13 protein-coding genes are annotated in these 13,892 nt (G+C 60.2%); 12 read left to right on the forward strand and 1 reads right to left on the reverse strand.

Annotated elements, in window-relative coordinates:
- The first annotated feature begins 84 nt into the window (after window positions 1-84).
- Window positions 85-2,424: a TonB-dependent receptor gene (locus C4J87_RS01125; RefSeq protein WP_124365396.1), complete on the forward strand. Its 2,340-nt coding sequence runs from the start codon at window positions 85-87 to the stop codon at window positions 2,422-2,424.
- Here the strand turns inward: C4J87_RS01125 and C4J87_RS01130 are convergent.
- Window positions 2,395-3,594, reverse strand: coding sequence for a CynX/NimT family MFS transporter (locus tag C4J87_RS01130; RefSeq protein ID WP_124365397.1), 1,200 nt, complete (start codon window positions 3,592-3,594; stop codon window positions 2,395-2,397). The genes C4J87_RS01125 and C4J87_RS01130 overlap by 30 nt on opposite strands.
- 357 nt (window positions 3,595-3,951) lie before the next feature.
- On the opposite strand from C4J87_RS01130, the gene C4J87_RS01135 reads away from it, so the two are divergent.
- The 11 genes from C4J87_RS01135 to C4J87_RS01185 all read left to right on the forward strand — a co-directional run bounded on the left by C4J87_RS01135 (window position 3,952) and on the right by C4J87_RS01185 (window position 13,662).
- A complete protein-coding gene (locus tag C4J87_RS01135; protein ID WP_124365398.1) occupies window positions 3,952-4,755 on the forward strand; it encodes an energy transducer TonB in 804 nt (267 codons plus the stop codon).
- A gap of 25 nt (window positions 4,756-4,780) precedes the next feature.
- The gene (locus C4J87_RS01140; protein WP_124368924.1) at window positions 4,781-5,503 is read left to right on the forward strand and encodes a MotA/TolQ/ExbB proton channel family protein; all 723 of its coding nucleotides are present in this window, start codon (window positions 4,781-4,783) and stop codon (window positions 5,501-5,503) included.
- A 1-nt stretch (window position 5,504) separates the two neighbouring features.
- A complete protein-coding gene (locus tag C4J87_RS01145) occupies window positions 5,505-5,906 on the forward strand; it encodes a biopolymer transporter ExbD (RefSeq protein WP_124360761.1) in 402 nt (133 codons plus the stop codon).
- A gap of 466 nt (window positions 5,907-6,372) precedes the next feature.
- Window positions 6,373-6,954 carry an alpha/beta hydrolase gene (locus C4J87_RS01150; protein ID WP_124360762.1) on the forward strand — a complete coding sequence of 194 codons (582 nt, stop codon included), beginning with the start codon at window positions 6,373-6,375 and terminating at the stop codon, window positions 6,952-6,954.
- Between the two features lie 47 nt (window positions 6,955-7,001).
- Window positions 7,002-7,928: a sigma 54-interacting transcriptional regulator gene (locus C4J87_RS01155; RefSeq protein WP_124365399.1), complete on the forward strand. Its 927-nt coding sequence runs from the start codon at window positions 7,002-7,004 to the stop codon at window positions 7,926-7,928.
- Between the two features lie 106 nt (window positions 7,929-8,034).
- Window positions 8,035-8,817: a MetQ/NlpA family ABC transporter substrate-binding protein gene (locus C4J87_RS01160; protein WP_124365400.1), complete on the forward strand. Its 783-nt coding sequence runs from the start codon at window positions 8,035-8,037 to the stop codon at window positions 8,815-8,817.
- A 323-nt stretch (window positions 8,818-9,140) separates the two neighbouring features.
- The gene (locus C4J87_RS01165) at window positions 9,141-10,505 is read left to right on the forward strand and encodes a TcdA/TcdB catalytic glycosyltransferase domain-containing protein (protein ID WP_164487643.1); all 1,365 of its coding nucleotides are present in this window, start codon (window positions 9,141-9,143) and stop codon (window positions 10,503-10,505) included.
- A 227-nt stretch (window positions 10,506-10,732) separates the two neighbouring features.
- Window positions 10,733-11,398, forward strand: coding sequence for an amino acid ABC transporter permease (locus C4J87_RS01170; RefSeq protein WP_124365402.1), 666 nt, complete (start codon window positions 10,733-10,735; stop codon window positions 11,396-11,398).
- Window positions 11,379-12,038: an amino acid ABC transporter permease gene (locus C4J87_RS01175; RefSeq protein ID WP_124365403.1), complete on the forward strand. Its 660-nt coding sequence runs from the start codon at window positions 11,379-11,381 to the stop codon at window positions 12,036-12,038. The genes C4J87_RS01170 and C4J87_RS01175 overlap by 20 nt, the downstream gene beginning before the upstream one ends.
- Window positions 12,035-12,811, forward strand: coding sequence for an amino acid ABC transporter ATP-binding protein (locus C4J87_RS01180; protein WP_124365404.1), 777 nt, complete (start codon window positions 12,035-12,037; stop codon window positions 12,809-12,811). Before C4J87_RS01175 ends, C4J87_RS01180 begins: the two co-directional genes overlap by 4 nt.
- On the forward strand, window positions 12,808-13,662 hold the full coding sequence (locus C4J87_RS01185) for a transporter substrate-binding domain-containing protein (RefSeq protein ID WP_124365405.1): 855 nt from the start codon (window positions 12,808-12,810) through the stop codon (window positions 13,660-13,662). The genes C4J87_RS01180 and C4J87_RS01185 overlap by 4 nt, the downstream gene beginning before the upstream one ends.
- The last annotated feature ends 230 nt before the right edge of the window (window positions 13,663-13,892 follow it).

The raw sequence follows: 13,892 nt of genomic DNA on the forward strand, positions 1-13,892 counted from the left end.
TATGCAGTAAATGTTCGTAAAAACATAAATAAATAACCTAAAGGAATATCAGAGATTGAATATTCCCGGGTTCCGGAGCCGCTCATGAGTCTGTTCACGCCCGCTTTACCTTGCTCTCCCTGGACGCTCAAGCGCCTGCCCTTGGCCCTGTTGCTCGCGGGCAGTGCCGGTTGGACGCCCAGCCACGCGGCCGAGCCGGCGCCTGCGGGCGAAAGCGCCAGTGGTCAGCTGGAAACCGTCACGGTCACCGCACGGCGGCGCACCGAAAGCGCCCAGGCGGTACCGACGCCCATGAGCGTGGTCGGCGGCCAAGCGCTGGAGAGCCAGCGGGTGTACCGGATTCAGGATTTGCAGCAACTGGTGCCCAGCGTCAACGTCGCCTATATGCATGCGCGCCAGTCCAGCGTGTCGATTCGCGGCCTGGGCAACAACCCGGCCAGTGACGGCCTGGAAGGCAGCGTGGGGTTGTATATCGATAACGTGTACCTCGGCCGTCCCGGCATGGCGGTGTTCGACCTCATGGACATCGAGCAGCTCGAGGTGCTGCGCGGCCCGCAAGGTACGTTGTTCGGCAAGAACACCACGGCGGGGGTGATCAATATCAGCACGCGCGCGCCGAGTTTCACCCCGGAGCGCAGCATCGAAACCTCGCTGGGCGAGGACGGTTATTTCCAGACCAAGGGCACGATTTCCGGCCCGCTGAGCGATGAACTGGCCGGGCGCTTTTCGGCCTATCGCACGCGCAGCGACGGCGACATCAAGAACGAGCATGACGGGCACGACCTCAATGGCGGTTCACGCCAGGGCTTTCGCGGGCAACTGCTGTACAAGCCCAATGAGGCGTTCAACCTGCGCTGGATCGGTGACTACAACGAGGAGGATTCCAGCGCCGGTACCCGTGTGCTCTACAGCACCGGGCCGACCATCAACGGTACCAACCTCTACCAGTCCAGGGCCAACGCAGCGGGCGCCACGCTGGTCGACGGCACCCACCGCAAGGTCAATCTGGACAATGACCAGCACGTCACGGTGTTTCAGGGCGGAACGTCGCTGGAGGCCAACTGGACCTTGCCGAGCGATTTCACCCTGACGTCGGTCAGCGCCTATCGCTGGTGGAATTTCACCCCGCGCAATGATGACGGGCTTAACGTGCCGGCCTCGTATAACGCCGGCGTATCGGTGGAAGACAAACAGTGGTCCCAGGAATTTCGCCTGGCTTCACCCCAGGGCGGGTTCTTCGACTACGTGCTCGGCGCCTACTACTTCGGCTCAGACCTGGATAACCAAGCCTTCGCCTACTACGGCCCCAAGGCGGACATCTGGAACGGCACGCCGACCGGCTCGTTGAATAATGTGAGCAGCGTCGGCAACGGGCACATCCGCACCGACAGCTTTGCGCTGTTCGCCCAAGGCACCTGGCACCTGACTGAACGCCTGGATTTCACCGCCGGCCTGCGCGGCACCTACGAAGAAAAAAGTGCCTGGGTGACACGCAATGCCCCGCTCGGCGGCGCAGCGGTCAGCGGCGCGGCTGCCACGGCGCGGCGCGGGCGTGCCGGGGCGTATGACTCGGGTGACCTGACGCAATACAGCGCCACGCCGTCGGGGCTGCTCAATCTCAGTTATCACTTCAACGACAACCTGCTGGGCTACGCGACGCTGTCCCACGGCGAGAAGTCCGGTGGCGTCAACCTGGCGGTGGGCTCGGCGCCGACGGCCGGGGCCGACTCGCTGCTGATCGGCACCGAGCGGGCCAACAATGCCGAGTTGGGTTTCAAGAGCACGTTGTGGGATCGACGCCTGCAGCTCAATGCCAACCTGTTCTGGACCCAGGTCAACGGCTACCAGACCAACGCCTACGACCAGGACAACCGTGTGCAATACCTCACCAACGCCGGCTCCGTGCGCTCGCGGGGCGTTGAAGTGGAAAGCACCCTGGTGCCGATCAAGGGCCTGACGCTGAATATCAACGGCTCGTTCAACGACGTGAGTTATCTGTCTTACAAGGACGCGCCATGCCCGCCGGAAGTCAGCCTGCGCCCCGGTGCGCAGGCGTCCTGCGACTTGACCGGGCACCAAGTGGTGGGCGCGTCGAAATGGATTGCCAATGCCAACGGCGAGTACAAGTGGAACCTGGATAACGGCTTTGAACCCTACGTCACCGCCAGTTATGCCTTCCGCTCCAAGGCGGTGGGCACGGTGGAAGATTCCGACTACGGGCAGATCCCCGCCTATGCGCTGGTCAACCTCTCCACTGGCCTGCGCGGCAACTACGAGCAAGGCCAGTGGGATGTGTCGTTGTGGCTGAAAAACGCCTTCGACAAAACCTACTACACCACCCTGTGGACCGGCGGCAACGGCGGTTACGAAGGCCTGCTGGGCACGCCGCGTACCCTAGGCGTGACCGGGCGCTACGACTTCTAGCCCGGTGCGGTAGGTGGCCGGGCTGAACACCCGCGTCACCAGCAGCATCGCCACCGCCGTTACCGTGAGCACGACCCAGGCACTGACGAAGTGGCCGGTGAGTTCGCGCAGCCAGCCGGTCAACCACGGCGAAATAGCGTTGATCAAAAAGCCCACGCCTTGTACGAAGGCCGCCAGTTGCCCGGCCTGGCGTGGGTCGCGGTGATGGTCGAGGGTCAGCAGCAGGCTCAGGGCGAAGCACGCACCCAGGCCGAACCCGCACAAGGCCACCCATAGGTGGGGGAATGCGGTGGGCGCGATGATCAGGCCGAGGTAGCCGAGGGTTTGCGCCAACAGGCTGAAGCCGAGCAGCGGGCGACGGTCGATCCCACGTTGCGCCAGTACTGGCATCAACAGCGCGGCGATTACTTGGAAAATGGTCATGAACGCCAGCAACGAGCCGCTGGGCAGCACGCCCCAACCCAGTTGCTGATAGTAGGCGGGCAGCCAGGCCACCATGCTCATGTAGCCGCAATTGACCAGGCCGAAATACAGCGCCAGCAGCCAGGCGCGGCGGTTGCGCAGGCCTTTGAAGGCCGGGGCAACCTGTGTATTTCGGGCGGCGCCCAGTGGCAACCCTGCCCATAGCAACAACGCCCCCAGCGCCGGCAACAGCCACACGCCCAGGCCCGCCTGCCATTGCTGGAAATACGTGGCCACCACCGGGCTGAGCAGCGCCGCGAGCCCTCCACCGGCCATCAGCGACGCCGAATACACGCCCATCGCCACCGGCACTCGGTGCTGAAATTCGCGCTTGATCATCGCCGGTACCAACGCCTGGATCAGCGCCACACCCGCGCCGCCGAGCAATGCCGTGACCAACAGCGCCGAGGCCTGGCCCATCAGCCAGCGCGCCAGGCACGCCAGCAAAATCATCACCAGTCCCAGCGCAATACCGCGCCGCTCACCCAGCCGTGCTTCTACCCGCACGCCCACCAGCGCCACCAACCCCATGCACACCACCGGCAAGCTGGTGAGCAAGGCACTGCTCTGAAAGCTCAGGCCGGTGGCTTGGCGAATTTCACCGAGCAGCGGGCTGATGGAGCTGAGGATGGGCCGCAGGTTCAGTCCCAGGACCACCAGGAGGCCCCAGCCTGCGAGCTTGCTGGCGATCGAATGGTTAAGCGTCATGCAGGACCTGCCGGAGTGCAAAAAGAGGCAGGGAGTATGCCAGCCGTTGTGCTGGGTCGACAGCCTGAGCACGCCCGTGGTGAGTTGCTTGCCTGGTGCGACGCAAATCCCGTTTGAACCATGCCTTCGCTGAATATTTTGTATGCCGTAAACGCATGCAAAAACAAGCGCTTCGCGCAAAGCCACGGAAGACGCGGGCTTGACGCAGGGGACGTATTTTTATATTCGCTTCAGATATATCCATAACTTTAAAGATTACTTTAAGAGATAAGCGCTCAACCCCGATGATTCAGCCCTCGACGGCCTTTCAAGCAGGCCTGTCGGTTTTTTGGTCTTAAAGCCGTAGGGAGTGAATCAATGGGCAATGTCCAGACCGCCGCCAGTGCACAAGAGGCGCAATGGCGCCTGGCACCGGGTGGTGAGTTGGTCGACCTTGGCCGGCCGCACCGTGCGCCGTTGGGGCAGTTACGCCTGCAACAGACCCCCAAGCGGTTTTCCAGCCGACGCGAAGGCATTCTGTTGGGCTTGTTGGTGTTGGCCTTGCACGGCGCCGTGATCTATTGGGTGAGCCAGAAGCCCACTCCGGTGCTGCCAGTGGTGCCGCCGGAAATTCCGCCGATGACCATCGAGTTTTCCCGGCCGGCGCCACCCGTGGTCGAGCCGCCACCGCCCGTGCCGCCGCCACCTGCGATGGTCGAGCCGCCGCCGGTGGTGGATGAGTTGGCCGCCAAGCCGGCGCCGCCCAAACCGATTCCTAAACCCAAACCCAAGCCCGTGTCCAAACCTGAGCCCAAGCCGGTACCCAAGGCGATCGAACAGCCGCCCGCGCCGCCTGTACCCGCGCCGCCGGCACCTGTTGCACCGCCTGCGCCGGCCCCGGTAACGCCCGCTTCGGCCAACGCCGCGTACCTGAAGAACCCGGCGCCGGAATACCCGTCGCTGGCTCAGCGCCGCGGCTGGGAGGGCACCGTGTTGTTGCGGGTGCACGTACTGGCCAGCGGCAAACCGGGTGAGATCCAGCTGCAGAAAAGCAGCGGTCGCCAGCAACTCGATGACGCCGCACTGGCCGCCGTGAAGCGTTGGAGCTTCGTGCCGGCCAAGCAGGGTGACGTGGCCCAGGACGGCTGGGTCAGCGTGCCGATCGATTTCAAGATCCATTAATTATTCAGCTGCACAGAGGGAACACATCATGGCTTTGGCATCTCCACTTGAATCCATTGAAAGCGCGGTGATCTGGCTGTTGGTGGTCTTTTCGGTCGCCACCTGGGGATTGGCGTTGTTGAAGGGCGTGCAATTCGGGCGCCTCAAGGCCCAGGATCGCCGGTTTCATAAAAAATTCTGGGCTGCCTCAAGCCTGGACGCCGCCGCCGAATTGACCGAAACCCAACCGGGCGCGGCGGCCCGAGTAGCCCATGCCGGTTACGCCGCGATCCAGGTCGGCGATACCCAGCACGCGGCTGACCTGAGTCAGGCCATCAATCATCAGGACCGCCTTGAACGTGCCTTGCGCCAGCAGATCGTGCGTGAACGCCGCTCCCTGGAAACCGGTCTGGCCGTGGTCGCCAGCATCGGCAGCACCTCGCCGTTTATCGGCTTGTTCGGCACGGTGTGGGGCATCATGGAGGCGCTCAAGGGCATCAGCGCCGCCGGTTCGGCCAGCCTGGAAACCGTGGCGGGCCCCATCGGTGCGGCGCTGGTCGCCACGGGCGTGGGGATTGCCGTCGCGGTGCCGGCGGTGCTGGTCTACAACTATTTCCTGCGTCGCCTGAAGCTGACGGCTGCCGACTTGGACGACTTTGCCCACGACTTCTACAGCCTCGCGCAGAAAAACGCCTTTCGCGTGCTGTTGCACCCAGCGCTGACCAAGACCAGCGCCGCCCAACCGCAAAAAGTGAAGGAGGCCTCCTGACATGGCCTTCTCCACCCAAGACAGCGACGAGGTGCTGAGCGAGATCAACGTCACGCCGCTGGTAGACGTGATGCTGGTGCTGCTGGTGGTGTTTATCGTCACCGCGCCGCTGCTCACCAATGCGATTCCGATCAACTTGCCCAAGACCGAGGCCGTGGCCCCGGTCGAGCAGAAAGACCCGCTGGTGGTGAGCATCGACGGTGCCGGCAAACTGTTTATCAACAAGGACGAAATCCAGCCGGACCTGCTGGAGTTCAAGCTGCAGGCGGCCAAGGCCAAGGACCCCGATGTGCGGGTGCAACTGCAGGCTGACGATGGCGTGAACTACGGCGAAGTGGCGCGAGCCATGGCGTCTATCGAGCGCGCGGGGATAACCAAGCTGTCGGTGATTACCGCACGTTGAGTCGCAACAAAGCCTCGACGATTTTTGGGCCGTTTCCTTGGCAGGGTGCGGCCTTTTTTTTTGGATCGCCGATGAGATAAATGTGGGAGGGGGCTTGCCCCCGATAGCGGTGTATCAGTACCAGATGTGCTGACTGACAGAATGCTATCGGGGGCAAGCCCTAATGCTAGTCAGTTAAGAAGTAGAAAGGGTAAAAAGTAACCTGTGGCGAGGGAGCTTGCTCCCGCTGGACTGCGCAGCAGTCCCATTTTTGGGGCCGCTTCGCGGCCCAGCGGGAGCAAGCTCCCTCGCCACAGGTACAGTGTTCGTCCTTAACTGACTGGCATTAGGGCAAGCCCCCTCCCACATTTGACTGCGTGCGGGATTGAGATTTTGGTTATTAATAAATAGCTTCTTATTCCTTAACGAATATAAACCGCGTCCCTATACTGGTCTGCAACGTTAAACGCTGCAGGAGGGCACACCCATGCACAGCGAATCGATTCGTTACCTGATCGTGCCGGGCTGGCAAGGATCGCCAGAAGATCATTGGCAAAGTCACTGGCAGAACAGCCTGCCCAACAGTGCTCGCGTGGAGCAGGATGACTGGCTTACGCCGCGCCGCGAAGACTGGGTGGCGGCGTTGGCCGAGGCCATCGCCGCCGACAGCACGCCGGTGATCCTGATCGCCCATAGCCTGGGTTGCATCACCGTGGCGCATTGGGCGGCCACCGCGCCTGTGAATTTCCTGCGCCAGGTGCGCGGAGCCTTGCTGGTGGCCCCGGCGGACGTCGAACGTCCGGCCTGCGCCCCCGCCCTGCGCAACTTTGCGCCGATTCCTACCGACCTGTTGCCGTTTCCCAGCCAAGTGGTCAGTTCCGACAACGACAGTGCCGTCAGCGCGCCACGGGCGTTGGAGCTGGCGCGTCACTGGGGCGCCGAAGCCGGCATCCTGTCGGGGGCCGGGCATATCAATGTGAAGTCCGGCCACCAACGCTGGGAGCAGGGTTTCGCGTACCTCTATCGCCTGCAAAATCGCCTCGAGCATCACGCTCGGCGCCGTGCATAACCTATTTCAACGCCCTGTCCCTGAGTGGATGGGGGCGGGAGCCTGCCATGAGTCTGCATGAAACCTACGGCCAGCCATTGCTGACCTTCCCCGATGCCGAAAAAAGCCCGCTGAGCATCCGCGCCAAGGCGCTGGTGTTCGTCGACCCACGTTCGCGGCAGCTGCGCGAAGAGCTGGAAAGTCTCGCACCGCGTGCGCTGCCCGTGTTGATTCGCGGCGAGACCGGTAGCGGCAAAGAGCTGCTGGCGCGGCATATTCACCGTGGCAGTGATCGCTCGGGCTTGTTTGTGTCGGTCAATTGCGGCGCGATCAGCCCGACTTATGCCGACGCGGAGCTGTTCGGCTATGCCGCCGGCAGCCATAGCGGCGCGGCGAGCAGCCGGGCGGGGTGGTTCGGTTCGGCCAATGGCGGCACGCTGTACCTGGACGAAATCGGCGATTTGCCGTTGCCGATCCAGGTCAAATTGCTCGCCGCCCTGGAAAACCACGAAGTCACCCGCGTCGGCGCCCACCAACCCAGCCCGGTGGACGTGCGCCTGGTGGCCGCCACCAGCATCGACCTGGCCCAGGCGGTGGCAGCGGGCAAGTTCCATGAGCGCCTGTTCCATTATCTGAGCGAAGGTCAATTGGACCTGCCGGCATTGCGCGAGCGGGTCGGCGACATCCTGTCCCTGGCCGAATACTTCCTGGGCATCTACAGCCAGCGCCTGGAACTGCCGGTGCCGCTGATCAGCGACGCCGCCCAGCGCGTGCTGGAACGTCATAGCTGGCCGGGCAATACTCGCGAGCTGGAAAACGTTATCCACTTTGCCCTGTTGGTGAGCAGCGGCGATGAGATTCTGCCCGAGCATCTGAACCTTCCCGCCGCCGGCTCGCCCTTGGAGCTGGTGCAGCGGATTTTCGCGAACGCCAGTCCCACCGAACGGGAGACGCTGCGTACCTTCCTGTATGAGCAAAATGGAATATCAACGTGAATAAAAGATATTGTTCGGGAATAAAAAATCTAGGTATTGTCCACTCCACGCCGCGATAGCACTTCGCTGGCACTCCACATAAAAACGGTCGTTAGAAGGACATTGCATGAAAAAGGTTCTGTTGTTTACCGCACTGGCGGCTGCCCTGACTGCCAGCTTCGCCCAGGCCAACGAGAAACTGGTGGTGGCCGCCACCCCGATCCCGCACGCCGAGATCCTTGAGCTGGTCAAGCCAACCCTGGCCAAGGAAGGCGTAGACCTGCAGATCAAAGTCTTTACCGACTACGTACAGCCGAACGTGCAAGTGGCCGAGAAGCGCCTGGACGCCAACTACTTCCAGACCCTGCCGTACCTGGAAAACTTCAACAAGGGCAAAGGCACTAACCTGGTGACCGTCGTCGGCGTGCACGTTGAACCTATCGGCGGGTACTCGAAAAAAGTCAAAAACATCTCTGAGCTCAAAGATGGCGCCACTGTGGCCATCCCGAACGAAGGCTCCAACAGTGGTCGCGCCCTGTTGCTGCTGCAGAAGAACGGTCTGATCACCCTGAAAGACCCGACCAACCCGTTGTCCACGCTCAAGGACATCAAAGACAACCCCAAGCACCTCAAATTCAAGGAGTTGGAGTCGGCGCTGCTGCCCCGCGTACTCGACCAGGTTGACCTGGACGTGATCAACACCAACTACGCCCTGGAAGCCGGTCTGAACCCAGCCAAAGACGCGCTGATCATCGAAGACGCCAAGTCGCCCTACGTGAACTTCCTGGTCGCTCGCCCGGACAACAAGGACAGTGACGCGATCCAGAAACTGGCCAAGGCCCTGACCAGCCCCGAAGTCAAAGCCTTCATCGAGAAGAAGTACAACGGTGCGGTGGTGCCGGCGTTCTGATGTAAGTCAAAACCCCCTTCAAGGTTTCAACGCCGGTGGCTAATAAAGCGCCGGCGTTTTTTTTGTGACAGATACAGGGCGCCGAAGTGAGGCGTTAAGTTGTGGAGCGCAACTTTATACCCGTTACATTAAGGGAGTTTATTGGTTTTGTTTGTGGATTAGTTCCATTGGATGTTTTCTTGAATTGCCGGCTTATGTTTCTTAAATAATCTTACATTTGTATCTTTGTTTTTTTGTTTTTTTACCCGCAGGCTTGGAGTCGATGAAGGAATTAACGCATGGAGGCGCCGGCAAGTGTTGTCAGCTTTTTGGAGCCAATAGTTATGACTCAGCATGTCTCTTCGCATCAACTGCTCACCACCTCCCCAAGCATGAGTCCGGTAGCGGCCCAGCCCCAGAGCCCTAAGAGCTTTGAATCCACCTACCCTCTAAGCGAATTCAAGCCCGTCCCGAACAATATCCATATGGTGTGGGTGGGCTCGGAACCAAGCGTCAAGCAGGATGAATACTTGCGTCAGTGGGCAGCCAAGAACCCTAACCATGAAGTCACGCTTTGGGTGGATTCCACTCAATTTGATGCTTACGCCACGAATAAGTCCGCGCAGGCAAAGGCGGAAGCTATTTATCCAGGCTATCAATCAGAGCGTCCCATTCGCGGTTTATTCAGCCAGCTCAAAGTGACTACGGAATCTCCCAGGCAGCGTAAACCTGCAGAACAGTCACAAGTCATCAGCGAGTTGAACAAAGAGCTGTCTGCCTCAAGTAACAAACAGTTGAAAGCGCTACTGCTGCCCGAAGGTGGAAACGTGACCGCTGCTAACGCTCGGCAGGTACTTGACCGATTTGAGCGTTACGCGCAGCGCACCGACGATAAGTTTTATCAAGCAGAAGCCGTGATTCTGGACCAGACGACAAAATCCTGGGACCGTTATGCGAGTAACCCTCCCCGTGATATCAGTACGCTGACGAGTTTAAAAGAGCGGTTTGCCGATCAAAAGAACATTCAGATTCGTGACCTGAGCAATCCCTCGGACATTCGATTACAGAACAAAGACGTGTATCAACACGAAATTATCGGACGCAACGGTGGCTATGCTGCAGCCTCGGACGTGGCACGTTATGAAATCGTCAATCGTTATGCGGGCACTTATACGGATATTGATCTGGAGAGCGTACGACCCCTCGATGGCGCACTGCATGCCCATCCCGATTTAATGCTGGTCGGCATGGCTGAAGGCAAAAATGACGCAAAGGGCAGCGCCACCCCTTATTTCGCCAACGCCTTATTTTCCAGCCATGCCCAGAGTGCGATGCTGTCCAGCCTGATTGATGACATCGGCAACAACTACCGTTCCATGAAGGGCAATGAGTACGGCGGTGACCGTTACTTCAGTCGCCCGAATAAAAGCACTATTGAAACCACCGGCCCCAATGCATTACGCGGGCACGTCGACAAAGTGATACAGCAAGCGAAGGGGCAGCCGGATCTGGTGCGCAGCGACGCCCGCTCTCTGGCTGATCGAATATGGGACAAAGCAAAGCCGCAAAACGAAGAGTACTGGAAGCTCGTGGATTCCCATTTCAAATTCCCCGACAACTACGTCAATTTTGAGACCGAAGAGCAGCAAAACAGCGCTACCAAAGCAATGGCCGGTGGCGGCCAGCCCGACGCGCTGAAGAGGGGCTAAATAGTGTTGAGAGCCTCGCCTGTCGGCGGGGCTTTTTTATCGACGCGTTCACGTCTTGCGCTCGGTTAGGCAATCCCCCAATAGGTTAGCTATTTGGGTGATATCAATATGCTATTTCGGTATTTAAACTTTGCTTTTTATACCTTTAAAGTTCGCGCTACCCGACGTTATCCACGCCGGAACGGACTGCGCTCGCGGCATTACCCATGCGGCGATTTGGACTGCACATGACCTTCGATTTCGCATTTATCCTCAGCACCCTGCCGGCGTTTCTCAAAGCGGTCGGGGTGACGCTGCAAGTGGGTCTGATCGCCATTGCCACCTCCTTGCTGGTGGCGCTGATCAACGCGGCGCTGCTGGTGTTTCGCACGCCCTATCTGTCGCGGCTGGTGGCGCTGTATGTGGAGCTTGCGCGTAACACGCCGCTGCTGATTCAACTGTTCTTCGTGTATTTCGCGCTGCCGGCCCTGGGCTTGAATATTTCCGGGTTCTGGGCGGCGATCATCACCATGACCTTCCTCGGCGGCGCCTACCTCACCGAAGTGCTGCGCGCCGGTGTGGAAGCGGTGCCAACGGCGCAGATCGAGTCAGGCAAGTCCATCGGCCTGTCCGACTGGCAGCTGCTGCGCCATGTGATTCTGCCCCAGGCCGGCATCCTCAGCCTGCCGGCGCTGTTCGCCAATTTCATCTTTCTGCTCAAGGAGACCACGGTGGTTTCCGCTGTGGCGGTGCCGGAGATTCTCTACACCACCAAGAGCTACATCGCGCTCTACTACAAGACCTACGAAATGCTCGCCGTATTGACGCTGATCTGCGTGCTGCTGTTCTTGCCGTTGTCGCTGTTGCTCAGCCGCTTGGAAAGGAGGCTCCAGCATGGCCAGTTCGGGTCTTGAATTGTTATGGGTGTCGTTGCCGCAACTGGGCAAGGGCGCTGCGCAAACCCTGTCGATTTCGTTCTTGAGCATCGCCTTCAGCACGGTCGGCGGCGTGTTGTATGGCGTATTGCGCACCTTGGACAACCGCGTGATCAATGCGCTGCTGCGGGTTTACCTGGAACTGTTTCGCGCCATTCCGGTGCTGGTCTGGCTGTACCTGTTGTTTTTCGGCCTGCCGATCTTCTTCGGCCTGAGCATCCCCAGTTTCTGGTGTGCGGTGCTGGTGTTGTCGTTGTGGGGCGCCAGCGAAGTCGGCGAAGTGGTGCGCGGCGCCTTGCATTCGCTGCCCCGTGGCCAGCGCGAAGCCGGCTTGTCGATCGGGCTGTCCGACCCGCAGCTGTACGGCTACGTGCTGCTGCCCCAGGCCCTGAAACGCATGACGCCGCCGACCATCAATGTCTACACGCGGATCATCAAGACCAGCTCCCTGGCCGTGCTGATCGGCGTAGTGGATGTGATCAAGGTCGGCCAGCAAATCATCGAGCGCACCTATGAGTCGGTGCTGATCTACGGCGCGCTGTTCCTGTTTTTCTTCTTTATCTGCTACCCGTTGTCGGCCGCCTCCAAGGTGCTGGAACGGCGCTGGGCCCAAGCATGAGCGCATTGATCGAGTTTCAGGGTTTCAACAAATTCTTCGGCGAACAGCAGGTGCTCAAGGGCATCGACCTGAGCGTGCACAGCGGCGAAGTGGTGGTGATCCTCGGTCCCAGCGGTTGCGGCAAAAGCACCTTGCTGCGCTGCCTCAATGGCTTGGAAGTGGCTCACAGCGGACACTTGCGGTTCGCCGGCAACGAGCTGTTGGCAAAACATACCGACTGGCGCCAGGTGCGCCAGGACATCGGCATGGTGTTCCAGAGCTACCACCTGTTCCCGCACATGAGCGTGCTCGACAACATTCTGCTCGGCCCCTTGAAGGTGCAAAAGCGCGACCCGCGTGAAGCGCGTGAGCAGGCGGAAAAACTGCTGGCGCGCGTGGGCCTGGCCGACAAGCGCGACGCCTTCCCACGCCAGCTCTCCGGCGGCCAGCAGCAACGCATCGCCATCGTCCGTTCGCTGTGCATGAACCCTCAGGTCATGCTGTTTGACGAAGTCACCGCCGCCCTCGACCCGGAAATGGTCAAGGAAGTGCTGGAAGTCATCCAGGGCCTGGCCCGCGACGGCATGACCCTGCTGATTGTCACCCACGAAATGGCCTTCGCCCGCGCCGTCGCCGACCGCGTGGTGTTTATGGAGGCCGGTCGCATCCTCGAACACAACACCCCCGAGGCATTCTTTACGAACCCGCAAACCGCACGCGCGCAGCAGTTCCTGGAGAAGTTCTCCTTTGTTTCAACACTGCCCAGAAAGATCAAGGAACCGGAGCTGCTATGAAAAAGTTACTGCTGCCACTGTTTGCCGTCGCGTTACTGGCCGGCTGCGACAAGAAGGCCGAAGAGCCTGCCAAACCTGCCGCCAGCGCGGTGAGTGCCATCGATAAGATCAAGGCCCGCGACAAGCTGATCGTCGGCGTCTTCACCGACAAGCCGCCGTTCGGCTTCGTCAACGAAGCCGGCCGCTACGTCGGTTTCGATACCGACATCGGCCGCCAATTCGCCAAGGACCTGTTGGGCGATGAAAACAAAGTCGAGTTCGTCGCGGTGGAGCCGGCCAGCCGTATCCCGTTCCTGCAAAGCGACAAAGTCGACCTGATCCTCGCCAACATGACCGTGACCCCTGAGCGCAAGGAAGCGGTGGACTTCACCAACCCCAACCTGAAAGTCGCGGTACAGGCGCTGGTGCCGAACGACAGCCCGGTCAAGAACCTGGATGACCTGGCCACCCGCACCACCATCGTCACCACCGGCACCACCGCCGACATCTGGTTGACCAAGAACCACCCGGACTGGAAGCTGCTCAAGTTCGAGAAAAACTCCGAGTCGCTGCAAGCGCTGTCGGCCGGCCGTGGCGATGCCTACGCCCAGGACAACCTGGTGCTGTTCAGCTGGGCCAAGCAGAACCCCGGCTACCGCGTGCTGGAGCAGAAGCTCGGTGACGAAGCACCGATTGCCCCGGCGGTGAAGAAGGGCAATATCGAACTGCGCGACTGGGTGAATGCCGAGTTGGCCAAGTTGGGCGAAGAGAAGTTCTTGCTCAAGCTCTATGACCAATATGTGCGTAAAGAGCTGAGCGATGACACCAAGCCTGAGAGTGTGATTGTTGAAGGCGGGAAGTGGCAGGGCTGAGGCCTGGCTTTTGTGTTGGCTGTTCTGCCGCTATCGGGGGCTTGCCCTAATGCCATTCAGTTAAGCGAAAGTGCTCCACTGTAGGAGCGAGCTTGCTCGCGAAAAACGTCTAGGCAACGCGTTCATTCTGAATAAACGCGGGGGCTCTGAGTTCTTCGCGAGCAAGCTCGCTCCTACAAAAAGCCTTAACTGACTGGCATTAGGGCTTGCCCCCGATGAGGCCTGTGCAG

Source organism: Pseudomonas sp. R1-43-08 (assembly GCF_003852255.1).
In the GTDB taxonomy this organism is placed as follows: Bacteria; Pseudomonadota; Gammaproteobacteria; order Pseudomonadales; family Pseudomonadaceae; genus Aquipseudomonas.

Coding starts and splice junctions, on each gene's coding strand:
- C4J87_RS01125 (WP_124365396.1), top strand. CDS start 85: ATGAGTCTGTTCACGCCCGCTTTACCTTGCTCTCCCTGGACGCTCAAG.
- C4J87_RS01130 (WP_124365397.1), bottom strand. CDS start 3,594: ATGACGCTTAACCATTCGATCGCCAGCAAGCTCGCAGGCTGGGGCCTC.
- C4J87_RS01135 (WP_124365398.1), top strand. CDS start 3,952: ATGGGCAATGTCCAGACCGCCGCCAGTGCACAAGAGGCGCAATGGCGC.
- C4J87_RS01145 (WP_124360761.1), top strand. CDS start 5,505: ATGGCCTTCTCCACCCAAGACAGCGACGAGGTGCTGAGCGAGATCAAC.
- C4J87_RS01150 (WP_124360762.1), top strand. CDS start 6,373: ATGCACAGCGAATCGATTCGTTACCTGATCGTGCCGGGCTGGCAAGGA.
- C4J87_RS01155 (WP_124365399.1), top strand. CDS start 7,002: ATGAGTCTGCATGAAACCTACGGCCAGCCATTGCTGACCTTCCCCGAT.
- C4J87_RS01160 (WP_124365400.1), top strand. CDS start 8,035: ATGAAAAAGGTTCTGTTGTTTACCGCACTGGCGGCTGCCCTGACTGCC.
- C4J87_RS01165 (WP_164487643.1), top strand. CDS start 9,141: ATGACTCAGCATGTCTCTTCGCATCAACTGCTCACCACCTCCCCAAGC.
- C4J87_RS01170 (WP_124365402.1), top strand. CDS start 10,733: ATGACCTTCGATTTCGCATTTATCCTCAGCACCCTGCCGGCGTTTCTC.
- C4J87_RS01175 (WP_124365403.1), top strand. CDS start 11,379: ATGGCCAGTTCGGGTCTTGAATTGTTATGGGTGTCGTTGCCGCAACTG.
- C4J87_RS01180 (WP_124365404.1), top strand. CDS start 12,035: ATGAGCGCATTGATCGAGTTTCAGGGTTTCAACAAATTCTTCGGCGAA.
- C4J87_RS01185 (WP_124365405.1), top strand. CDS start 12,808: ATGAAAAAGTTACTGCTGCCACTGTTTGCCGTCGCGTTACTGGCCGGC.